We start from the raw sequence: 23,430 nt of genomic DNA, 5'->3' as shown, positions 1-23,430 counted from the left end.
TCCAACATGTTTTCCAGTGTACCTGAGTTCAAGGCGGCATTTGTCCAGAAGCTTGAAATGGCGTATGGCACGACCTTTGAGGAAAGTACAAGGCGTGAGCAGTTCCAGACGTTGGGTACAATGATCAGGGAGCAAGTGAGTACGAACTGGATCAAGACAAACGAAATGTACCGCGTATCGGGAAAAAAACAGGTGTATTATCTTTCAATTGAATTCCTTCTCGGAAGGCTGCTTCGCCACAACCTGTTGAATCTTGGGATCGAGGAAATCGTCAGCAAGGGACTTAAGGAACTGGGGATCGAACTTGACGATCTAGAAGAATTCGAACCAGACGCCGGCCTTGGCAATGGGGGACTTGGGAGGCTTGCCGCCTGTTTCCTCGATTCGCTCGCATCACTCAGCCTGCCGGGCCATGGATGCGGGATCCGTTACAAACATGGCCTGTTCGAACAGGCGATTGTGGATGGCTATCAGGTTGAACTGCCTGAGCAATGGCTGAAGCACGGCCATGTTTGGGAAGTGCGCAAAGGTGATGAAGCCGAGGAAATCCCTTTCTGGGGCCATGTCGAAAGTTCCGTGGAAAACGGCCGTCTAGTGTTCCGCCACATCAATCCGGAAATTGTCAATGCGGTCCCTTATGACATGCCGGTTGTCGGCTACGATACGAAAACAGTGAATACGCTGCGGCTCTGGAGCGCGGAACCGTCCAAGTTCTCGGCCAATTCGGATATTCTGAAATACAAAAAGGATACAGAAGCAATCTGCGAGTTCCTTTATCCGGACGACACGCATGATGAAGGGAAAATTCTCAGGCTGAAACAGCAATACCTGCTCGTCGCCGCCTCCTTGAGGGCAATCATCAAATCGTTCAAAAAGAAAAACCGGAGCATATTCGAGCTTCACGAGCACACGAGCATCCATATCAACGATACACATCCGGCGCTTGCGGTACCGGAGCTGATGCGGATCTTAATGGATGACGAGGGACTGGGCTGGGATGAAGCGTGGCATTTAACCGTCAATACCCTTTCCTATACGAACCATACAACACTATCGGAAGCACTTGAAAGGTGGCCGGAAAGGATTTTCAGGCCGCTTCTGCCACGAATCTACATGATTGTCGAAGAAATCAACGAGCGGTTTTGCAGGCAGCTTTGGGATCGGCATCCGGGGAGTTGGGATCTGATTGAGAACATGGCGATTGTCGCGCATGGCGAGGTAAGGATGGCTCCGCTCGCAATTGTCGGCTCCCATAGCATAAACGGCGTTGCCAAACTTCATACCGAAATATTGAAAGAACGGGAAATGAACAATTTTTACAAGGTCTTCCCGGAACGGTTCAACAACAAAACAAACGGGATTACCCACCGCCGCTGGCTGATGAAAGCCAATCCGAGGCTAGCCGAACTGATTACCGATTCAATAGGCGCGGGCTGGATAAGGGATACACAGCAACTTGAAGAACTGCTTAAATTCAGGGAAAGCGAGGCCTTCCTCGAAAAAATCGATTCCATAAAGCATGCAAACAAAGAGCGGCTCGCAGCGCGCATCCTTGAAAAAACAGGCATCACCGTGGATCCAAAATCGATCTTCGATGTTCAGGTCAAAAGGCTGCACGCCTATAAAAGGCAGCTGCTGAACGTTCTTCACATCATGTATCTGTACAATCGGATCAAGGAATACCCAAATTATGAAATGCACCCAAGGACATTCATATTCGGGGCAAAAGCTTCACCTGGCTATTATTTCGCGAAAAAAGTCATAAAACTGATCAATTCCGTCGCCCATAAAGTGAACAACGACCCATTAGTGAATGACAGGATCAAGGTCGTCTTCCTTGAAAACTACCGTGTGTCGCTTGGGGAGGAAATTTTCCCGGCGGCCGATGTGAGTGAGCAAATTTCCACGGCGAGCAAGGAAGCTTCCGGAACCGGGAATATGAAGTTCATGATGAATGGGGCGTTGACTGTCGGGACGCTTGACGGCGCGAATGTCGAGATTACGGAGCTCGTTGGACGGGAAAATATTTTCCTCTTTGGGCTGAGCGCAGAGGAAGTTCTTGAATTCCAGCGGAACGGGGGGTACCACGCCCAGGAATATTATCATTATGACAGGCGGATCCGTACGGTTGTCGACCAGCTTGTCAATGGTTTTTTCCCGGATACGGGGAACGAATTTTCCGAAATATACGACTCGCTGCTTTCTTATAATGACCAATATTTTGTTTTTCGCGATTTCTCTTCCTATGCCGATATTCAGGAACAGGTCGGGAAGAGCTATGGGGACCGGACTGGCTGGCTGAAGAAAAGCCTCGTCAATATTGCGATGTCCGGCTTTTTTTCAAGCGACCGGACGATACGGGAGTATGCCAGCGATATTTGGCATACCGAACCGGTCATCATCAAGTGAGTTTGCGCAGGGGATGCCATCAATGGGCCTCCCCTTGCTGTTTGTCTGGAATTTACCAAATCCGGGGGAAGTGGTTACTGTCAAACGTCCTATCATTAAAAAAGGGCTCATTTTTATATTGGCTTTTGGGATCCTGTATGTTGGGTTCCTTCATGCAAAAATCCACCTGCATGCCAAGGGTGAACCCGCCCCAGGCGCTGATTATTTAATTATCCTGGGGGCGAGGGTAAAAGGGGAGATACCTTCCCTCGCGCTGCAAGAGAGGATCGATGCCGCGGCAAGCTATTTACATGATAATCCGTCCACCGTCGCGATTGCTTCAGGCGGGATGGGTCCTGGCGAGGACATTTCGGAAGCAGAAGCAATTAAAAGGGAGCTTGTCTGGCATGGCATCGCAGAATCCAGGATTATCATGGAAGACAGGTCAACATCTACATATGAAAATATCAAATTCTCAAAAGAGCTTCTGCCTGAAAGGGTGCGTAAAGGGCTGCTCGTAACGAATACGTTCCACCTGTACCGGGCAAAAATGATTGCCGGTGATAATGGGCTCGATCTCGGCGGTCTTCCTGCGAAAACCCCTTCACAGGCCGTCGTCAAGTCGTACGCCAGGGAATACCTTGCGCTAACAAAATACTATTTAACCTCCGCTTTATAGCCGGGAAAAATGGGTAAAGGGAAAAAGGGACAAGATTCCCTATTCCAACTATCCAGCCGAGGAGGTGGGTATGATGAAAAAGAAGTTTTTTTCCCTCTTTTGCTTACTTGCGTTGATTCTTGCGGGCTGTTCATCTGGCGGGGATGGGAAGGACCACTTTGTTTACGCCAATGAAGTTTCGGAATACATGGATAAGGTTGTGGAATTCGCCAAGGATATTCCCGATAAGGCTGAAAAAGCGGTAAATGATGAACAGGCGAAGCAGGAATTGAAAGGCAGCCTTGAAGAGATGAAGCAGGAAATAAATGAATTCGGCAAAGTCGAGGCGCCTGAAATCGCCGATGACTTTCATAAAGAAATTGTCGATAAAGGCCAATCGCTTGAAGAAAAAATCGATGTATACCTGGAACGAATCGATAAAGGTGATTTCAATGAGGAGTTTCTGAAAAAAGAGGACTTTTCCAAGGTAACGGAAGAAATCACGGGGTCTTTCGAAAAGCTGAAGGGCCTTTTGGAAAAAGATAAATAAAAGATAGATTTAGAAGGCAGCCGATCATACTTTCGGCTGTTTTTTGGGGTGCACCAAAGCGGATTCTGGAACTTTCGAAAAATTGCATGTTTTTAAGAGTAAAAACATGCAATTTTACAGCTCTTGCTCCAAAATAGATTGTGAGAAAATAAATAATGGGGTGGATGATAATGAAAGCGCTAGTTCATGCCGGAAAAACAGGAATGGAAGGTTTGGCATACAGGGACTTTGAAAAAGCCGAGCCGGGAGCCGGAGAAGTTAGGATTAAGTTGAAAACGGCCGGGCTCAACCACAGGGACCTGATTATCCTTGAACGCCATAAGGAATCGGATCCAGCACTCGTTATGGGATCGGATGGCGCGGGTGTTATCGATGCTGTTGGTGAAGGTGTGGAAGGAATTGAAGTTGGCGATGAAGTTATCATCAATCCAGGTATCGGCTGGAGGGAAAAAAGTGATGCGCCGCCACCTGGTTTTGAAATTCTCGGTCATCCTTTCCACGGGACATTTGGCGAATACATAGTCCTGCCAGCTGAGAACGCGTTGCCAAAACCAGCGTTTTTAACATGGGAGGAAGCCGGGGTGGTCGCTCTTGCCGGACTTACAGCCTACCGCGTCCTGTTTACGCGTGCGAAGATCAGGGAAGGGATGAAGGTTCTCATCCCGGGAATCGGCGGCGGGGTAGCAACGCTGATGCTGCAAATGGCAAAAGCGGCCGGCGCCACAATTTATGTCACATCCCGTTCAGAGGAGAAATGCAAGAGCGCGCTTGAACTTGGCGCCGACAAAGCATTCAACAGCGAGGGAGACTGGGCTGAGGAGCTTGGCGGTGAAAAAATGGATGTCGTGATTGAATCGGTCGGGGCGGCAACGTTCAACAAATCACTGGGCCAGCTACGGACCGGGGGAACAATCGTAACGTTCGGTGCGTCCGCTGGGGATGTTGTTGATTTGAATTTGCGTGCCTTCTTTTACGGACAGTACAATCTGCTAGGTTCGACTCTCGGAAGCGGCGAGGAGCTTGCGGAAATGCTTGGGTTTATTGAGCAGCATGGGATAAGGCCGGTAATGGACCGGATGTTCAAGCTTGAAGAGTACACGGAAGCATTTGAAAGGCTCGACAAGGCGGCCCAGCTGGGGAAAATCGGGTTTTACATTGGCTAATTGGAAAAATACTGTTTTTGAAGCCCTTTTTACGGAGGGCTTCTTTTTTTCATTATCGCGGCTGTGATATAGGGTTGAATCGAATATTTATTAATTACCCACGGACGACTTTTCCCACTTAAAGGGGTTTCGCCGGTTCTTCCTGTTTTTTCATGCATGTTTAACCGAAACCTTTGCCAAACTATGGGAAAGGCCAGAAATGGTGGCTTTAAATAGGAAAGTGGGGTTAATCATGTATTTTTACAGGGAAGATTTAATTAATATCATCACGCCGGATAAGCCGGATCCGGTTGCTGCGAAAGCGATGCAGGAAATTCTTGGCGGACACTTTGGCGAAATGCGCACGATGATGCAGTTCTTTTTCCAAAGTTCGAATTTCCGCGGTAAAGATAAGAAGTACCGGGATTTACTGCGTGGAATTTTCCTTGAGGAAATCAGCCATGTCGAGCTTGTGCAAACAACGATCAATCAGCTGTTGAATGAGTCCGGTGAGCCGGGAGCAGGCTCGGACAGCCCAAGCGGGTCACCACTCGGCGGCCCGGTCAACCACGCAAACCCGCATCATTACATTGTAGGCGCGCAGGCTTCACTTCCTGAGGATGCGGCAGGAAATCCGTGGAACGGGTCCTGGGTGTACAGCCATGGAAACCTGATCGGGGACCTTCTGGACAACCTTACGCTGGAATCAACCGGTGTTTTGCAAAAGTCGAGAATTTACGAAATGAGCTCAAATAAAACGTTCCGGGAAACGCTTGCTTTCCTTATCGTCAGGGATAACGCCCACCAAAATGCGTTTGCAAAAGCCCTTGAAACACTTGGGGTGGATTGGGGAAAACTGTTTCCGGTTCCGAATTATGATATTAACAAATATCCAGAATGCCGCAAGTATGTGGATATGGGCTTCCATAATGCCCAATTCAACTTCAGGCTTGATGATACGCTCATTGGTGAAATTTTCAGCGGCAAGTCGCCGAGCAGGAACGGCGGCGAACTTCAAGTTGTCCCTCCGCCGCAAGGGTTTCCGGTTCCGGTTTTGCCCGAGCTTCCTAACGAACATGCACCCGGAATCAGTGATTTGAACCGATAGCATACTCTGTCCCGCTCTATCGCGCGGGATTTTTTTATTGTGGCGAATATCTATTTTTTTATAGAGTAAGGCAAACCTGCTACTATGGAGATAACCATTGAACTCGGAAGGGAGTGCAAGAATTGGAGCTGTTGGGTTTGCACCACGTTTCTCTATTAACAGCAAAGGCGGAAAAGAATTATTCATTTTACACAAAGGTTCTCGGGATGAGGCTTGTTAAAAAGACGGTAAACCAGGATAACCCGGAGTCGTACCATCTATTTTACGCGGATGCGATAGGAAGCCCCGGGACGGAAGTGACCTTTTTCGATATTCCGGCTCTTGGGAGGACCTATCCGGGAATCGGGAGTATCTCATCCGTTTCTTTAAGGGTGCCTGATACAGAAGCACTTATGTATTGGAAAGAAAGGTTTATTCAAAAAGGAATTGTAAGCGGCGACATTGCCAAGCGGGCAGGCCGGGATGTCCTTGAATTCCAGGATTACGAAGGCACAAGGCTGCTGCTTGTCGCTGACAATGGCGAGCCTGGCGTTCGGGCAGGCGAGCCATGGGACGCCTCGGATGTACCTGTGGAGCATGCGATCATTGGGCTCGGTCCAGTGAAATTGACGGTTGGGGCAGCCGAACCGACTGCAAAAGTACTGACCGAAATCATGGGCTTCAGGCATGCGGGCTCCTATCCTGCCCCTGCTGGCGACTTCCCCGACATAGAGGTGTATGCGACAGGGGAAGGTGGCCCTGGGGCGGAAGTCCATCTTGAAGCAAGGCCGGATCTGCCGAGGGAGCGGCTTGGCCGGGGCGGAGTCCACCATGTTGCGTTCCGTATTCCAAACGAAGAGGAATTCGCCTGGTGGGTAAAAAGAATCAAGGACAGCGGACTAATCAATTCGGGTGAAGTCGACCGGCATTATTTCAAGGCCCTGTATTTCCGGGAGCCAAATCATGTTCTGGTTGAACTGTCGACAGACACACCGGGTTTCGCGGTAGACGAGCCTGTTGAAACGCTCGGGGAAAAATTGGCGCTCCCTCCCTTCCTCGAGCCGAAACGGGAGGAGATCGAAGCGAACCTGAGACCGTTGGAATTAGAAGATTGATAAAGGAGAGTCGGGAGAATGAATGAGAGATTGGTTGGCGGAAAAACGATTGAAGAGTGGACAAAGCAATTGCCTGTTCTTGGTACAATGGCAGAGGACGAGGAAGTATTTTGGGGAAATAAGCGGTACTCGCTGGTTGACGGAAGCCCGCTTGAATTGGAGGACCAAATAAAAGATGCTTCGGACCGGTTAGGCCGATTCGCTTCTTTTATTAAGATTGCATACCCAGAAACGGCTGAAGCGGAAGGAATCATCGAATCACCACTTGTGGAAATCAACAAATTCCAGGATAAGCTGGGTGAATGGCACCAAAGCGAAATCGAAGGCACATTATTTTTGAAATCCGATAATGAACTGCCAATTTCCGGATCGATAAAGGCCCGCGGCGGGATTTACGAAGTATTGAAACATGCCGAGGATTTGGCGATTGCACATAATTTGATTAAGCCGGAGGATGATTATTCGGCCTTTGGGAGCCAGGCATTCCGGGACTTCTTCTCCAATTATTCAATCGCGGTCGGCTCGACTGGCAATCTTGGGCTAAGCATCGGCCTGATTGGCGCGAAACTGGGATTTAAAGTCACTGTACATATGTCAGCGGATGCGAAAGCATGGAAGAAAAATAAGCTCCGTTCGCTGGGCGTGGAAGTCGTCGAATATGCATCGGACTATTCCGTTGCGGTTGAACAGGGCCGAAAGCAGGCCGAAAGCGACCCAACATGCTATTTCATTGATGATGAGAATTCGGTCAACCTGTTTCTCGGGTATGCGGTCGCTGCGGAAAGACTGAAAAGGCAGCTCGATGAGAAGGGTATATTGGTGGACAGCGACCATCCGCTGTTCGTGTACCTGCCATGTGGAGTAGGCGGCGGGCCGGGCGGAATCGCTTATGGGTTGAAAGCAATTTTCAAAAACAACGTACACTGCTTTTTCGCGGAGCCGGTCCAATCCCCATGTATGCTCCTAAGCCTTGCCACCGGCTTGCATGATGCCATCAGTGTGAACGATTTCGGATTGAGCAACATGACGGCGGCGGATGGCCTTGCCGTTGGGAGGTCATCCGGGTTTGTAAGCAAGACGATTGAATCGCTTTTGGCAGGGCTCTTTACTGTTAGGGACGAGAAACTTTTCGTGATGGTGAAGGGCATGTGGGACTCAGAGGGGATATTCCTCGAGCCTTCTGCGACAGCGGGGGCGATTGGCCCAGTGAAGCTGCTGGAAACGGCTGAAGGCCGGGAATTTTTACAAAGCAACGGGCTTTTGGAAAAAATGAAGGACGCCACCCATATTGCCTGGGCGACTGGCGGCAGCATGGTTCCCGACCAGGAACGAAAAAACTATTTGCAAAAAATATAAAGCATACTCCCTTGAATTTCCCATACTTTTTCTTTAGGGACACCTATTGATAAAGGGGGAAATGTTTTGCGCTACCAATCTGCCAGGATGGACCTGATTCCTCCCTACATGTTCGCGGAACTTGGGAAAAAGAAGGCCGCCATGATCAAGTCGGGAATCGATGTGATAGATCTGGGAATCGGGGACCCGGACTTGCCCACACCGGACCATATTGTTGAAAGGCTAGTTGACGAAGTGAGAAAGCCGGAGAACCAGAAGTATCCCCAGTTTTCAGGCCATCCGGAGTTCAGGAAGGCTGTCGCCGAATTTTACAGGCGGGAATATGGAATTGAACTGAATCCTGAAACCGAGGTGCTTGCATTAATCGGGTCGAAGGAAGGGCTTTCCCACCTCGTTCCGGCGATGATCGACCCAGGAGAATTCGTGCTCGTTCCTGACCCGTGCTACCCGCCTTACCGGATGGCGGCTCTCCTTGCGGGCGGTTCTTACCATAACATGCCGATGGTGAAAGAGAACGGTTTTTTGCCCGAGTTTAATGATTTTCCGGAGGAAGTCGTTGAAAAAGCACGCTTGATGTTCCTGAATTATCCCGGGAATCCGACGGCGGCTGTCGCGGACGGCGCCTTTTTTCAAAAAGCGGTCGATTTTGCTAAAGATAAGGGCATCCTCATCGCTCATGACTCAGCCTATAATAAGGTCGCCTTCAGTGGTTTTAAACCGCCAAGCATTCTTGAAGCAAAGGGGGCGAAGGATGTCGCGGTCGAATTTGGATCTCTTTCGAAGACGTACTGCATGACCGGGTGGCGTATTGGCTACGTCGTTGGCAACAGGGAAGCTATCGGTGCGTTGTCCGTTTTTAAAAGCAACACGGACACAGGGGTATTTACACCAATCCAATTGGCGGGAGCGCATGCGCTTTTGTCGGACCAATCATGTGTGGACACGTATAATGATGTTTATTTTGCGAGAATGAAAGGAATGGTCGGTGCCCTTCAGGATATCGGCATAGAGGTTGAACCGCCAAAAGCGACATTCTTTATATGGGCGCCTGTTCCGGCCGGATATTCGTCAGCAGGGTTCGCGGAGGCTGTCCTTGATCAGGCTGGGGTCATCGTGACGCCTGGGAACGCATTCGGGCCATCCGGGGAAGGCTATTTCCGGATTTCCCTTTCGGTTCCAAATGACAGGCTGGATGAAGCGATTGGCCGGATAAAAAGGAAAATCAAGATTTAAAATGATGGAGGCTCGGATAATGATACGTTACGAGAATTATATAAACGGTGAATGGGCGCAACCTTTGTCAGGCAGCTATATAAAGAATGTGAATCCCGCGACGGGGGAGATATTGGGGGAGGTAGCCAAATCCGGGGCGGAAGATGTTTGCCGTGCAGTTGCAGCGGCGAAACGGGCGCAGAAGGAGTGGCGGCTCGTTCCCGCTCCTGAGAGGGCTGAAATATTATATGAGGTAGCCCGGATTTTAAAAGAAAAGAAGGAACATTTGGCGCAAATTTTAACAAGCGAAATGGGAAAGGTGATTGCCGAAGCGAGGGGCGAGGTCCAGGAAGCGATTGACATGGCCTATTACATGGCAGGCGAGGGGCGGCGCCTGTTCGGAGACACGGTTCCGTCCGAGCTCCGGAACAAGTTCGCGATGAGTGTCCGTGTACCTGTAGGAGTGGCCGGACTGATTACTCCCTGGAATTTCCCGATCGCCATCGCGTCCTGGAAATCGTTGCCCGCGCTTGTCGCCGGCAATGCGGTCGTCTGGAAGCCAGCGACGGAAACGCCGTTCCTGGCCGCGGAGTTTGCAAAGATTTACGAAGAGGCCGGACTGCCAAAAGGATTGATGAATGTTGTTTTCGGGAGTGGCTCGGTCGTCGGGAATGCACTGGTCGAACATCCGGATGTTGATATTATTTCCTTTACAGGTTCGAATGAAGTCGGTAAGGCTATCAACGGCCTTGCAGGAAGCCTTTTGAAGCGGACGTCGCTTGAAATGGGCKGGAAAAATGCGGTGACGGTTCTGGACGATGCCGATATTGATCTGGCAGTCGATGGGATTGTGTGGAGCGCGTTCGGCACCGCTGGCCAGCGCTGCACCGCCTGCAGCCGGATCATCGTTCATAAATCGGTTAAGGAAGAGCTTGAGGAGAAGCTGATTCGGCGGGTGAAAGCACTTAAGGTAGGAAATGGACTTGATGAGACGGTAGATGTTGGGCCGGTCATTAACAGGGGTTCGCTTGAGCGAATTCACGGCTACGTGCAAAAAGGGGTCGAAGAAGGCGCCAAACTTCTTTGCGGCGGGGAAATCCTTTCTGAAGGTGATTTAGCCGGAGGGCATTACTATGCGCCGACGCTGTTTACGGATGTTGCTCCCGGGATGGTAATCGCCCGTGAAGAAATCTTCGGGCCGGTAACTTCCATTATCCCCGTTCGGAGCCTGGAGGAAGCGATTGAGGTGAATAACAGCGTTGAATTCGGCTTGTCCAGTTCGATTTTTACAAGGGATGTGAATAAAGTGTTTACCGCGATGCGCGACTTTGATACGGGCATCGTCTACGTGAACGCAGGAACGACAGGCGCGGAAATCCATCTTCCATTCGGCGGCACGAAAGGAACGGGAAATGGGCATCGGGATTCCGGGGTAGCGGCGCTTGACGTATATACAGAGTGGAAGTCGGTGTATGTAGACTTTAGCGGGACGCTTCAGCGGGCGCAGATTGATAATAAATAAGGTTTTGAAGCTCACAGCGATGTGGGCTTTTTTACATATGGAAGATGGGTGTAATTGTGGCGGAAATTTGACAGTTTTCGATATCCGAGAAAAAGTGGGGATAAATTGTAAAAAGCGGGCGATATATTGAAAAAACTTTCGATATCGCCCCTGAAACTTTCGATATCTGTTCATGTGGCCGAAAAACAGGCAAAACTTTCGGCGGTCACCCCCATATACAGAAGAATTTTCGGCTGTATGCTACTTATCCCCGCTTTTTGCTCATACATTTAATTAGGCAAGGCAGTTTGAAGTGCTAGGGGGAGTCGCATGCAGGAAATAAAACTGGATTACGACACCGTTGTGATCGGCGGCGGATTTTCCGGATTGATTGCGGCAAGGGAACTGCGGCTGCTGGGGTATAAGGTACTTGTTTTGGAAGCGCGTGACAGGCTTGGCGGAAGAACCTGGGTGGACAGGCGCCTCGATTCCGAGTTAGAAATGGGCGCAACATATGTCCATTGGCACCAGCCTCATGTGTGGGCGGAAATTACAAGGTACGGACTGGAAATTGTTTCTGGCCCGAAGCCGAAAAAAGTGTATTGGATTTCCGGAGGGACTGCGCGCTGTTCCACCGTCGAAGAATACAGGAAAAAGATTCGGGATACGGCCGGAAAGTTGATGAGCGTGAGCCTGACATACGTTCCTTTGCCGTATCAGCCGCTGCATTCGCCGCTGATCAAGGAGATTGACGGTATTTCGGCCGAGCAATTTTTGCGGGACTTCGGGCTGACGGAAGAGGAATATGATATCCTCCATGGCTGGGTGGCATCCGACTTTTGCGGCCCCCCGGGTGAAGGGGCGGCCAGCCAGATTTTTCGCTGGTGGGTCTTTTCACAGGGAAATTGGGGAACGCATAGCGAAATGATCTCAACTTACAAGCTAAAGGACGGTACGATAGCGTTAATTGACGCGATTGCGCAGGATTCCCATGCCGAAATTAAGCTTTCGGCTCCAGCGGTGAAAATAGAACATGACGAATACGGTGCAACGGTGACGACAATGGATGGTACGAAGTATAGATCAAGGGCAACCATCGTTACCGTCCCGATGACGGTCCTGAAGGAAATAGAATTTTCACCCATGCTGTCCGATTTGAAAATGAGCGCTTCACATGAAGGCCAGACTTCAAGAGGCATAAAGGTATGGGCGAGGCTTGAAGGCCATCTCGAACCATTCGATGCGCTTGCCCCAGGAAATTATCCGCTCAATTCCGTACATTTGGACCGGTATGACGGAAGTGACAGCATTATTGTCGGATTCGGGCCGCGCGCTGACTTGCTTGACCCAAATGACCGCGAAGGCGTGGAAAAAGCGCTTAAGCATTGGCTTCCTGATGTGAAGGTCATTGAATGCACAGGGCATGACTGGGTCAATGACGATTTTTCAAAAGAAGCCTGGCCAATGCTCAAGCCGAACCAGCTAATACGGTATTTCGAGGATTGGAATACACCCGAGAACTGTGTTTTCCTTGCCGGGACGACATTTGCAAAAGGCTGGGCAAGCTTTATGGACGGTGCAATCGAGTCAGGGATGACAGCTGCGAGAAAGGTGGATAGATTTTTTCGCGGGCAAGAAGCCAAGTGAACAAAAATGAATAGAAGCGCCCTCAAGGCGGGGGCGCTTTTTTAGCAGGAAGGAGGCGTACGGTTGGGAATATTGGTTCATTCGGAAAAATTGCTGTCTCCTGAAGAAGCGGTTCGCCTTTTGCGGGATGGCGACTCGGTTATGGTGGGCGGATTTGGGCTGTGCGGCACGCCTTTTACCCTAATCGACGCAATCACGGCGCAGCCCGCGATAAGGAACCTTACAATCATCAGCAACAATTTGGGGGAGCCGGGAAAAGGTCTGGGGCTTCTGCTCCTTTCCGGACAAATAAATAAGGCGATTGGCTCCTATTTTACGTCGAACCGTGACGCGGTAAAGGCGTGGAAAAGAGGCAAGCTGGACATCGAACTTTTCCCGCAAGGAACCTTTGTTGAAGCAATCCGAGCGGGAGGAGCGGGGATTGCAGCCTTTTATGTAAAAACCGGCGTCGGAACGGAGCTGGCAAAAGGAAAGGAAGAACGGAGCTTTAATGGGGAAAGGAATATTCTCGTTGAAGCAATCAGGGCAAAAGCGGCGCTTATTAAAGCCGCAAAGGCGGATTCGCTCGGCAACCTCATTTACACAAAATCAGCACGTAATTTCAATCCGGCGATGGCAACTGCCGCGGATGTTGTGATTGCCGAAGTGGATGAAATTGTCCCATGCGGCTCGCTTGATCCTGAGCAAATCGTCACCCCCCATAATTTTGTCGATTACCTTGTCGTAAGCCGCTATTGGAAGGAAGGTGGCGTGTATGTCAAAAAAAACTGATGCCAGAAGGCGGATTGCCCGGCGAATCGCTAAAGAGCTGAAACCGGGTATGGTGGTGAATCTTGGCGTTGGCATTCCGACACTCATCCCTGAGTTCCTTGAGCCTGGCAATGGCGTCTTTCTTCATTCGGAAAACGGCATGCTCGGGATGGGGCCAGCTCCTCCACCCGATGAACTGGACATGGATTGCATCAGCGCAAGCAAACATCCCGTAACACTTGAACCGGGCGCGGCCATCTTTTCAAGCAGCGATTCGTTCGGAATGATTCGCGGCGGCCACATCGATGTCGTCGTCCTTGGGGCGCTCCAGGTAAGTGAAAAAGGGGAAATCGCCAACTGGGCGGTGCCTGGCACTGATATCCTCGGAGTGGGCGGGGCAATGGACCTTGTTCCAGGAGCAAAAAAAATCATTGCCGCGCTGACACATATGGCGAAGGATGGCTCTCCGAAGCTAGTCGGGGAATTGGCGTACCCGACAACCGGCATTCAGTGCGCCTCGCTCATTGTGACAGAGCTTGCGGTATTTTCGTTAATTGGCGGAAGCATGGTTCTTGAGGAACTAGCGGAGGGGACGTCAATTGAAGAACTCGAGGCTGTTACCGCTGCGAGGTTCACCGTTTCGCCGGAGCTGAAGCTATGGAAGTAGACTATTAAAAAGAGGGGGAAAGCGGATGGATTTCTCTTTTTCAGAAGAAATAGAACTTCTTCGCGCAACAGTCCGTGAGTTTGTGGAGCAGGAAGTCGAAAAAGTGGCGATGGCGATAGAGGAAAACGATGAAATTCCAGAGAAGATTGTCCGAATGTCAAAAGAAATGGGTCTGTTCGGACTCGGGATACCCGAGGAATACGGCGGGCTCGGCCTTGATATGGTCGGGAAATGTGCCATTTACGAGGAACTCGGGAAGACGCATAACGGTTATACTACATTGATTGGCGCCCATACCGGAATCGGATCGGTCGGAATTGTCGAGCTTGGGACAGAGGAACAAAAGAATAAATACTTACCGAAAATGGCGACCGGCGAGTGGATAGGCGCGTTCGCACTGACGGAACCAAGCGCGGGTTCCAATGCGGCGGCAATGAAAACGAAGGCTGTCAGAAAAGGGGACCGCTATATTTTGAATGGCTCCAAGCATTATATAACGAATGCAGTCTGTGGCCATGTATTTACCGTAATGGCTGTTACAGACCCGGAGAAAGGGCCAAAAGGAATCACTTCGTTTATCGTGGAAAAGTCCTTTCCAGGCTTTGTTCTGGGGGCGGTTGAACGAAAAATGGGGCTGAGGGGCTCGCATTCTGCGGAATTATTTTTTGAAGATATGGAGGTCCCTGCTGAAAACGTTCTTGGCGAGGAAAATAAAGGGTATGTGAACGCGCTAAAAATTTTAGCGAATGGCCGTGCGGGACTGGCGGCCAGGAATTTGGGCTCCTGTGAAAAGCTTCTTGAAATGAGCCTCGATTACACAATGAAAAGGGAGCAGTTCGGCAAGCCGATTTTTGAACAGCAGGCCGTCCAGCACATGCTCGCCGAAATGGCAGCCGAAATCGAAGTGCTGCGCTCAATCACCTACCGTGCCGCCTGGATGAGCGACAGGAAAATGAGGGTCGTCAAGGAAGCGGCTATCGCGAAGCTGTACGGGTCTGAAGTGTATAACCGGGTCGCCGACCTTGCCGTCCAGATTCACGGCGGCATCGGCTACATGAAGGATTATCCGATTGAACGTTTTTACAGGGATGCCCGGATCACAAAAATTTATGAAGGTACAAGCCAAATACAGAAAAACATTATCGCGGCAGAGCTGAAAAGGAGCTTGAAGTAATGGCTGAAAGGAAACAGGCTGTCATTGTTGATGGTGTACGAACGGCCATCGGGCGAATGGGCGGCACATTGAAGGAAGTGGAGGCTGACCAGCTATCGGAGGCTGTTATCCGTGAACTTATGGTGAGGACAGGCGTAAACGGGAATGGAATCGACGAAGTTATTTGGGGCCATGCGAAGCAAAGTTCCGATACGCCGAATATTGCCAGGCTTGCTTTGTTAAAAGCGGGTCTCCCGGTTGAAGTGCCGGGATATACCGTCCATCGCCAATGTGCCTCGGGCTTGCAGGCAATCGTGAGCGCCGCGCAGCAGATTGCCTGCGGGGACAGCTCCCTTATTGTGGCCGGAGGGGCGGAAAGCATGAGCACGGCACCATATTACTTGCGGCATGCGCGTTATGGGTACGGCGCGGGAAACGGAGAACTCCTCGACCCGAATACAGAGAGCCAGCCGCGCGCCCAGCCCATTGATGTGTATGGGCACCTAACGATGGGCATGACCGCGGAGAACCTCGCCGAAAAGTACAGGATTTCAAGGAAAGAACAGGATGAATTTGCGCTCTCCAGCCAGGAAAAAGCCGCGGCAGCGATTGCGGCGGGCAAATTCGCTGGCGAGATCGTGCCCTTAAAGGTGCTGTCCAGGAAAGGAGACTTCTTTTTCGAAAAAGACGAGCATCCAAGGGCAACGTCCCTCGAAAAACTGGGACAGCTGAAGCCGGTGTTTAAACCCGGCGGGACCGTGACGGCGGGAAATGCGAGCGGAAGGAACGACGGAGCCGCGGCCCTGCTAGTGATGGAGGAAGAAGGCGCGGCCAACTTAGGGCTTAATGCACGCGCGAAGATTATCGGCTATGCAGCTGCCGGAGTATCGCCGGACATCATGGGGATTGGGCCGGTCCCTTCCGTAAGAAAGGTATTGAACCAGGCTGGACTCCGGCTGGGTGATATTGATTTAATAGAATTGAATGAAGCGTTTGCCGCCCAGGCATTGGCCGTAATGAAAGAGCTCGAAATGGATCCGCAACGGGTGAATGTCAATGGCGGCGCCATCGCGCTTGGGCATCCAATCGGGGCGACAGGCGCAATCTTGATGGTCAAACTCCTGAATGAGCTTGAACGGCGAGGCAACAGGTATGGGCTTGTGACCCTCTGCATTGGGGGTGGACAGGGGCTGACCATGATTGTTGAAAATTCAAGAATTTAATAGAAGAGGGACTGTTGAATGAAGAAACCAAAAATCTTGCAAATCCTGTCCATGTACCACTCTGAAGGCGAAAAAATACTTCTTGAAGGCGCAGAGGTGATTAGGACAGACAACATTGAAACGGAACACCTTTGCCAATTGGCCGCTGATGTGGATGGCATAGTCCTGCGCGCCCCTGCCAGGATTACAAGGGAAATCATTGACGCTGCCTCACATCTGAAGGCAATTTCCGGTGCGGGAGTCGGCCTTGATAATATTGATGTCGCGCATGCGACTTCGAAAGGGATACCCGTCCTCCATGCGCCGTCCGTCAATGCAGTTTCGACAGCCGAACATGCCGTCATGCTGATTATGGCGCTTGGGAAAAGCCTGGTTCCGTTCCACACTGAAATGAGCCGGGGTAATTACAGTTCGAGAACATCGCTCATGTCATATGAGCTGAGAGGAAAGAAAGTCGGAATCGTTGGATTTGGGAGCATCGCAAAAGAAACGGCAAGACGGCTTAAATTCGGCCTTGGCATGGACGTTGCCGCCTGGGTCCGGAAGTACGATGAGAAAAAGCATGGTGCCGCACACGAATGGGGCATCTCAATCACAGAGGATCTTGAGTCTATTTTCTGCGACTCAGACTTTATTTCGCTTCATATCCCGTTGACCGGACAGACGCGCGGGCTTGTGGAACGCCGGCTGCTGGCTTTAATGAAGCCAACATCCTTCCTCATCAATACGGCCAGGGGCGGGGKCGTAAACCAGTCCGATTTGTATGACGCTTTGAAAAATGGCAAAATCGCAGGAGCAGCGCTTGATGTGTTTGATCCTGAGCCTCCTCGGGCTGATGATCCCATTTTGTCACTTCCAAATGTCATTGTCACCCCGCATGTCGGCGGGACAACCGTTGAGTGTAATTATATTATGTCAACTACGGTTGCAAAAAATATTCTCAAGGCGGTGAAGGGCGAAAAACCCGACTATTGTGGGAATCCCGAAGTTTTGGCGCGATATGGGGGTGCGAAATGACAAGGCATTATTCCATCGCCCTTATTCCAGGTGACGGGATTGGCGTTGACGTCATCAGGGAAGGAAGAAAAGTACTGGATGCGCTGTGCCAGCTTGATGGCGGTCTAAAATTTGACTACCAGGAATTTGATTGGAGCTGTGAGTATTATCTGAAAAACGGAGCGATGATGCCGGATAACGGCCTTGAGCAGCTGAAGGGACATGATACAATTTATCTCGGCGCAGTCGGCTATCCAGGCGTACCGGACCATGTTTCCCTTTGGGGGCTGCTGTTGCCGATCCGCCGCCAATTCCAGCAGTATATCAACCTCCGCCCCGTAAAACTGTTAAGGGGAATAAATTCGCCTTTGGCAGGTAAAGGAGCGGCCGAGTTAGATTTCATCGTGGTACGGGAAAACAATGAAGGCGAATATTCAAGCATTGGCGGGCGGATGTATGAGGGCACCTTAATGGACCTGGCCATCCAGAGTTCCGTTTTTACAAGGCATGGGGTCGAACGGGTCTTGCGCTATGCCTTTTCTCTAGCAAGCTGTCAGGGAAAAAGGAAAAAGCTGACGGCGGCGACGAAATCAAATGGCATAAACCATACGATGCCATTCTGGGATGAATACGTCAGGAAAATAAACAGAGAGTTCCCGGACGTCGAAACGGAAATCACCCACATTGACGCACTCGCCGCGTTTTTCGTAACAAAACCGGAGTCATTCGATGTAGTCGTCGCCTCAAATCTCTTCGGCGATATCCTGACAGACCTCGGAGCCGCGATTGTCGGAGGCCTCGGCATCGCACCTTCCGCGAACATTAATCCAGAAAAAGAATTCCCATCCATGTTCGAACCTGTTCATGGCTCAGCGCCGGATATTGCGGGAAAAGGAATTGCGAACCCAACTGCAGCTATTTGGTGCGCGGGGATGATGCTTGATCATCTTGGTGAACACGAGTTGGCCGAAGTTCTTATGGATTCGCTCCAGCAAGTTTTAGAGGGAAGCGCCGCTTTGACACCGGATCTTGGGGGTACGGCATCCACCTGGCAATTCGGGGATGAAGTGTGCCGTAAAATCATGGGGAAATAGTAGAATTTTCCGCCAGCGCCGCTTTACTTTGCTGTTTTCCCTATGATAAAATTTCAATGAAACCAATATAGCCTTTTAAGGGGTATGTTTTATGGCGAGAGCCGTTCTTAACTAATCCAACTAATTGGATACACTCATTCTGGCCGATGTTTTCCTTCAAAATGAATATTTTGGGGAAAGCTTATTTTGGTGCGGCCTAGAATGAAAGTTAAGAACAATGGCCATACAAGCATACAATCCTTTACCTTTGTAGCTGTGTACCTTTGTGCACAGCTATTTATTTTGGGTAGGCAATGTGAAAGCCCATCTATACCACTTCATATTAACCCGTCTGCCGGGTTGTAATGAGTGTTATAAGAGCTTTTGCCAAAAGGGATAAGGAAGCGGGACAAATCCGCTTCTTTGCGGAGCCGCGTTGACATTGTTCAGCGCGGCTATTTTCATTTAGGAGGAAAATGAGTTGAACAATCACACATTCACGGCGTTGGACTTTTGCAAAATCAAGGAAAAACTTGCAGCATACGCATTAACCGGAGCGGGAAAAGCCATGATTGCCAGCCTGGTTCCGTCAACAAACCTTAAACAAATCAGGGCGCTCCTTGATGAACTAGCCGAAGCGGAACAAATTATGGTGATCAGCACAAGTGTTCCCGTACATGGCCTTGAGGGAATCGACTCCTTGTTGGAAGCGCTGAATAAAGGAGCCGCGCTTAGGCCGGACCAATTCAGCAGGCTTTATGATTTCCTTGATTGCTGCGGGAAAATGAAGCGGTTTATGAAGGATAAGGGCTATGTGGCTCCAAGGGTATCCAGCTATATTTATTCGATCGATGACCTGCCGGCTCTCGCGGAAGAAATCATCCGCTGCATCCGCCATGGCGGTGTGGATGACTATGCCAGCAAAGAACTTTTAAAAGTCAGAAAGCAAATCGCGATTCAGGAGGAGCGGCTGAAGGAGAAGGTGCAGCAAATGGTCCGTTCCTCTAAATACAAAGCGTATTTGCAGGATCATATAATCAGCCAGAGGGACGGGCGGTATGTCATTTCGGTGAAAAAGGAATATCGGGCAAAGATTAAAGGAGCGGTGCTTGATACATCGGCTTCAGGGTCTACGCTGTTTATCGAACCGGAAGAACTATCCTCTTCCTCCGAACAACTGTTTTGGCTGAGGTCGGACGAGGAAGCGGAAGTCCAGAAAATCCTTTTGTATTTGACAGGGCTTGTGGAGGAGAATGAACAGAAAATTCGTCTTGCAACCGAAACGATGGTCCATTATGACTTCCTGTTCGCAAAAGCGAAATACGCCCGTGCCATCAACGGCAAAAAGGTGGCAGTAAATGAGTCACATTTTATTAACCTTAAAGACGCCAGGCATCCCATGCTAGGCGATAAGGCAGTCCCCCTAACGATTGCGCTTGGGAGCCCTGAAAACGCCCTTGTATTTACCGGCCCGAATACCGGAGGCAAAACGGTGGCGATTAAAACCGTTGGCCTATTGGCATTGATGGTCCAATCGGGGCTCTTTATCCCGGTTTCTGAAGGAAGTGAAATTGCCGTCTTTCAAAATATACTTGTTGATATCGGCGACGGGCAAAGCATCATCGAAAATTTGAGCACGTTCAGCTCAAGAATTGTAAACATTATTGAAATACTGAAGGACACAAATGACCGAACACTCGTCCTTCTCGATGAACTTGGTTCAGGAACCGATCCGGGAGAAGGAATGGGGCTCGCTACCGCCATTCTTGAGCAGCTTTATGCGAAAGGCGCTACCATACTTGCAACGACGCATTATAGTGAAATAAAGGTTTTTGCCAATCAGCACGAAGGCTTCATCAATGGCTCCATGGAGTTTGACATAGAATCTCTCCAGCCGACATACCGGCTGGCTATCGGAACGGAGGGCAAAAGCCAGGCGTTTGCCATAGCGCTGAAACTGGGTATGCATCCTGAACTGATCAAGAGGGCGCACCGGATTACCTACAAGGAAGAAAAGGACTATGCCCTTTTGGAACCAGACAGGCAGAGCCAGATTGAAATGGCGAGGCAAATCATTGTAAACAGGCATCAGCAAAGGGTGAAAAGCGAAAAAATACCCGCAAGCCAGTCAGTAAAATTGTTTAGCATGGGGGACAATGTCGTGCTTTCTCCAGTGAACGAATACGGGATTGTCTATAAAGGACCTGATGAGCTGGGGAATTACATCGTCCAGGTGAATGGAGAAAAGAAGAAGTTCAATCATAAGCGGCTCGAACTTAAAATTTCGGCAAGTGACCTGTATCCGCCCGATTATGATTTTGACATCGTCTTCAAATCAAAGGAATACAGGAAGGCGGATAAAATTTTTTCGAAAAGACACGACTCAGGCATAACAATTGAATACGAAGATTAATGGGGAAAGGCATGCCAATTGATGGCATGCCTCTTTTAATATAGCGATTATTGCACGGATGCGGGTCGGTTGTTCTAAAAGCCTGGCGGGAATCGAACCCGCTAGATGCACGTCAGCCTGGCAATCCAGGCCGCGGCTGCTCTGCCGTTGAGCTACAGGCTTTCCGCTCTATCATGCCCAAATGGCCGGAAGTTATTCTTCAGCCTCTTTTTTCTTCCGTCTGCCGATTTCTTCGGCTACAATGAATGCAAGGTCATCATTGCCAAAAAGGGATAATGCATTAAGAACCGTTTGATCCGGCACTTCCCCGGCTTCGTCTTTTGGGACGGTGAGCTCAAGCGCCTCCCTTAATGCATGGTTTCCCTTCTGTCCCGGATAAGCCCTAAGGTAGAGCTCTTCTGGAGCCAACCCACGATTGATGCACCATTGGGCAAAAATTAGAATCATCATCTTTTCATCAGCCTGATAGTTTTGGATGATTTTATCTTGTAAGTCTTTTTTATCCATAACAAGTCTCCAATAAACGTATTTATATTCAGTATAAACGTTTACCGGCTGTGTAAAAAGTTTTTCACTCGGTGCAGGGAAATTGCACGGGATGTCGAATTGCTCAAGTAAGGAGTGAAGCCATTTGGATACAGTGATTTTAGTGACCTATAAAATTCCGGGAATACCGATGCCAATTAAGATTGCTTCCACCATCGAACCGAATAAGGAACAAATTTTTCATAAATTGACAGAGCTCGTTAAAGAGAATAAGATTGAAGGCGATATTCAATTCAGGAAACTCCTTGTAGAAAAGGAAAATTCCATGTACATATTCGAACTTGGCGGTAAAAGGTGTAGAGTGCTGGTCGAAAAACTGGCAAAAATAAAGGAATTTGATTCCTGATTGAATGTTTTAAGGCATTAATTTGTTCTCCAAAGGGAAAACAATGAAGGAAAGCATTCTTTTAAAGCGAGGGGAAGCATGATGGAAAAAATTGAAGTTGGCGAAATTTTCACCATAAGCGATGAAAATAACGAGGAAGCCCAGGTAGAGGTACTCGCCGTAATGAATATCGATGGAACCGATTATGCGGCTGTAAGCTTCCTTGAGGATTTACAGGAGGAGACGGATGAAGACATCGATATCTTTTTCCTGAAAGTCGATGAGGAAGGCGACCTGGACGCCATCCAGTCGGACGAGGAGTTTGAAAAAGTGGCCCAGGCATTCGAGGAATTGATGGACGAGGAAGAGATGGAAGATTGATCAAAAAAGGAGAGGCGGCTTTATTAGCTGCCCCTCCTTTTTATTATCTCCTGGTGTTTGCTTTGCCCGAAGCTGGTAAGGTATTGTTGAGTTCATCCCCGATAGCCCTTGTAAGGCTGGATTCTCCTTGGCTGTCATGGCCCGCCTCCCAGAGCATCATTCCTCCAAAACCGTTTGCCATTGCCAGCCTCGTTTTTTCCTTGGCAGTTTTCACCCCGTTATAGAAATAAACCGTATCGTTCATCTCGATAGAGTCTTTCATGGCGAACGACGGATTTTTTTCGACGATTGCCGCATAGGACACCTGCTTTGCTTCCGGATTCTGTGGCTGCCCGTAGAGCGGCAAACCGAGGACAAGCTTTTCCCTGGGTAAGCCAAGCTGGTCAAACATCCTGGACCAATAACGGACAATGTTTTCCGTGAAACCATACGGAGCAAGGTTTTCGGCATCATAGCCACCGTCCCACTGGCCATCATATGCCATGATGTTCACATGGTCGGCAGCCTTGAAGATACCGGGCTTATACATAACCGATTCAACCGGTTTACCGGTAACCGCGTTTATTTTTGAATGAACAGCAATGGACAGTTCCTTTTTCGCCGGCCTGAGCTTTTCGCTTAGCTCTATTGCTAGAAGTTCCAGGTTGGCTGCATCCCGTTCAGTTCGGGGAAATTCATAATCGAGGTCAATGCCATCTAGATTTTCGGCTTCTACAATGCGAACCAAATGGTGGACGAGGTTTTTACGTGATTCCGGATTGCTGATGGCCGCGGAGAAATATGGATATGACTCGCCCCCTTGGATATGATACCAGCCTCCAACCGCGAGGATCGCTTTTGTCCCGTTATTATGGGCAAGGGAAACTGTTTTCCTTAGATTTTCCTTTGCCATGGCGCCATTGAACAATACGGAGCCATCCGCCGCGGGGTGCGCGAAGGAAAATAGAATATGGGTAAAGGCCGAAAAATCAATTTCCTCAGGTTTTCGGAAATCCTGTACGTAGCCTATAACGACCTTTGAAGAGCCGGATTTAACGGGGTCACTACGTTCATCCTCTATTCCCTTGGAACTCGAAGATGGTACATTTGCTTCTTTTGCGAGATTCCCTGAATAATAGATTCCCGAAAAAAAACCGCCTATAAATAAAGCAGGAAGCATGATTCCGATTACGATTCTCCGCCGTGATAACAATGTAAATCACCCTTATAAATGTCGCTGATTAAAAGTTTAACAGAAATGAGATGCG

The 23,430-nt window shown here is 49.6% G+C and carries 21 protein-coding genes and 1 tRNA gene; 19 read left to right on the top strand and 3 right to left on the bottom strand.

Annotation, left to right across the window (positions count from 1 at the left end; translation table 11 throughout):
• Positions 1 to 6: 6 nt before the first annotated feature.
• The 17 genes from ADU24_RS11415 to ADU24_RS11335 all read left to right on the top strand — a co-directional run bounded on the left by ADU24_RS11415 (position 7) and on the right by ADU24_RS11335 (position 20,931).
• Positions 7 to 2,409, top strand: a complete 2,403-nt coding sequence (locus ADU24_RS11415; RefSeq protein ID WP_053366753.1) for a glycogen/starch/alpha-glucan phosphorylase — start codon at positions 7 to 9, stop codon at positions 2,407 to 2,409.
• Positions 2,410 to 2,431: 22 nt separating this feature from the next.
• A complete protein-coding gene (locus ADU24_RS11410; protein ID WP_053366752.1) occupies positions 2,432 to 3,067 on the top strand; it encodes a YdcF family protein in 636 nt (211 codons plus the stop codon).
• Positions 3,068 to 3,140: 73 nt separating this feature from the next.
• Positions 3,141 to 3,596 (top strand): DUF6376 family protein, encoded by a 456-nt coding sequence (locus ADU24_RS11405; protein ID WP_053366751.1) that lies wholly within the window; start codon positions 3,141 to 3,143, stop codon positions 3,594 to 3,596.
• A 170-nt stretch (positions 3,597 to 3,766) separates the two neighbouring features.
• Positions 3,767 to 4,759, top strand: coding sequence for a zinc-binding dehydrogenase (locus ADU24_RS11400; protein WP_053366750.1), 993 nt, complete (start codon positions 3,767 to 3,769; stop codon positions 4,757 to 4,759).
• A gap of 232 nt (positions 4,760 to 4,991) precedes the next feature.
• Positions 4,992 to 5,846 (top strand): manganese catalase family protein, encoded by an 855-nt coding sequence (locus ADU24_RS11395; protein WP_053368895.1) that lies wholly within the window; start codon positions 4,992 to 4,994, stop codon positions 5,844 to 5,846.
• 122 nt (positions 5,847 to 5,968) lie between these two features.
• Positions 5,969 to 6,940, top strand: a complete 972-nt coding sequence (locus tag ADU24_RS11390) for a ring-cleaving dioxygenase (RefSeq protein ID WP_053366749.1) — start codon at positions 5,969 to 5,971, stop codon at positions 6,938 to 6,940.
• Positions 6,941 to 6,958: 18 nt separating this feature from the next.
• Entirely contained in the window at positions 6,959 to 8,296 is a 1,338-nt protein-coding gene (locus tag ADU24_RS11385; RefSeq protein ID WP_053366748.1) for a D-serine ammonia-lyase, read from the top strand.
• Between the two features lie 66 nt (positions 8,297 to 8,362).
• Positions 8,363 to 9,529, top strand: coding sequence for an LL-diaminopimelate aminotransferase (locus ADU24_RS11380; protein WP_082306884.1), 1,167 nt, complete (start codon positions 8,363 to 8,365; stop codon positions 9,527 to 9,529).
• 19 nt (positions 9,530 to 9,548) lie between these two features.
• The gene (locus ADU24_RS11375) at positions 9,549 to 11,030 is read left to right on the top strand and encodes an aldehyde dehydrogenase family protein (RefSeq protein WP_053366747.1); all 1,482 of its coding nucleotides are present in this window, start codon (positions 9,549 to 9,551) and stop codon (positions 11,028 to 11,030) included.
• A 309-nt stretch (positions 11,031 to 11,339) separates the two neighbouring features.
• Positions 11,340 to 12,656, top strand: a complete 1,317-nt coding sequence (locus tag ADU24_RS11370) for a flavin monoamine oxidase family protein (protein ID WP_053366746.1) — start codon at positions 11,340 to 11,342, stop codon at positions 12,654 to 12,656.
• 63 nt (positions 12,657 to 12,719) lie between these two features.
• A complete protein-coding gene (locus ADU24_RS11365; protein WP_156324565.1) occupies positions 12,720 to 13,427 on the top strand; it encodes a CoA transferase subunit A in 708 nt (235 codons plus the stop codon).
• Positions 13,411 to 14,073 (top strand): 3-oxoacid CoA-transferase subunit B, encoded by a 663-nt coding sequence (locus ADU24_RS11360; protein ID WP_053366745.1) that lies wholly within the window; start codon positions 13,411 to 13,413, stop codon positions 14,071 to 14,073. Before ADU24_RS11365 ends, ADU24_RS11360 begins: the two co-directional genes overlap by 17 nt.
• A 25-nt stretch (positions 14,074 to 14,098) precedes the next feature.
• Positions 14,099 to 15,247, top strand: coding sequence for an acyl-CoA dehydrogenase family protein (locus ADU24_RS11355; protein WP_053366744.1), 1,149 nt, complete (start codon positions 14,099 to 14,101; stop codon positions 15,245 to 15,247).
• Positions 15,247 to 16,449, top strand: a complete 1,203-nt coding sequence (locus ADU24_RS11350; protein WP_053366743.1) for a thiolase family protein — start codon at positions 15,247 to 15,249, stop codon at positions 16,447 to 16,449. Before ADU24_RS11355 ends, ADU24_RS11350 begins: the two co-directional genes overlap by 1 nt.
• A gap of 18 nt (positions 16,450 to 16,467) precedes the next feature.
• Positions 16,468 to 17,466 carry a hydroxyacid dehydrogenase gene (locus ADU24_RS11345; RefSeq protein ID WP_053366742.1) on the top strand — a complete coding sequence of 333 codons (999 nt, stop codon included), beginning with the start codon at positions 16,468 to 16,470 and terminating at the stop codon, positions 17,464 to 17,466.
• Entirely contained in the window at positions 17,463 to 18,539 is a 1,077-nt protein-coding gene (locus ADU24_RS11340) for a tartrate dehydrogenase (protein WP_053366741.1), read from the top strand. The genes ADU24_RS11345 and ADU24_RS11340 overlap by 4 nt, the downstream gene beginning before the upstream one ends.
• A gap of 460 nt (positions 18,540 to 18,999) precedes the next feature.
• A complete protein-coding gene (locus ADU24_RS11335; protein WP_053366740.1) occupies positions 19,000 to 20,931 on the top strand; it encodes an endonuclease MutS2 in 1,932 nt (643 codons plus the stop codon).
• A gap of 77 nt (positions 20,932 to 21,008) precedes the next feature.
• On the opposite strand, the gene ADU24_RS23035 is transcribed toward ADU24_RS11335, so the two are convergent.
• A tRNA-Ser gene (locus ADU24_RS23035) sits at positions 21,009 to 21,093 on the bottom strand.
• 30 nt (positions 21,094 to 21,123) lie between these two features.
• Positions 21,124 to 21,438, bottom strand: coding sequence for a hypothetical protein (locus ADU24_RS11330; protein WP_053366739.1), 315 nt, complete (start codon positions 21,436 to 21,438; stop codon positions 21,124 to 21,126).
• Positions 21,439 to 21,562: 124 nt separating this feature from the next.
• Between ADU24_RS11330 and ADU24_RS11325 the strand changes: the two genes are divergently transcribed.
• Positions 21,563 to 21,823: a hypothetical protein gene (locus tag ADU24_RS11325; protein WP_053366738.1), complete on the top strand. Its 261-nt coding sequence runs from the start codon at positions 21,563 to 21,565 to the stop codon at positions 21,821 to 21,823.
• A gap of 81 nt (positions 21,824 to 21,904) precedes the next feature.
• Positions 21,905 to 22,183, top strand: a complete 279-nt coding sequence (locus ADU24_RS11320) for a DUF1292 domain-containing protein (protein WP_053366737.1) — start codon at positions 21,905 to 21,907, stop codon at positions 22,181 to 22,183.
• A 43-nt stretch (positions 22,184 to 22,226) separates the two neighbouring features.
• Here the strand turns inward: ADU24_RS11320 and ADU24_RS11315 are convergent, their stop codons facing one another.
• Positions 22,227 to 23,375 carry a glycosyl hydrolase family 18 protein gene (locus ADU24_RS11315; protein WP_231689600.1) on the bottom strand — a complete coding sequence of 383 codons (1,149 nt, stop codon included), beginning with the start codon at positions 23,373 to 23,375 and terminating at the stop codon, positions 22,227 to 22,229.
• Between the last annotated feature and the right edge of the window lie 55 nt (positions 23,376 to 23,430).

This window comes from Bacillus sp. FJAT-27245, from assembly GCF_001273955.1.
Classification (GTDB): Bacteria; Bacillota; Bacilli; order Bacillales; family Cytobacillaceae; genus Bacillus_D.
This window is presented reverse-complemented; position numbering and strand designations above follow the sequence as displayed.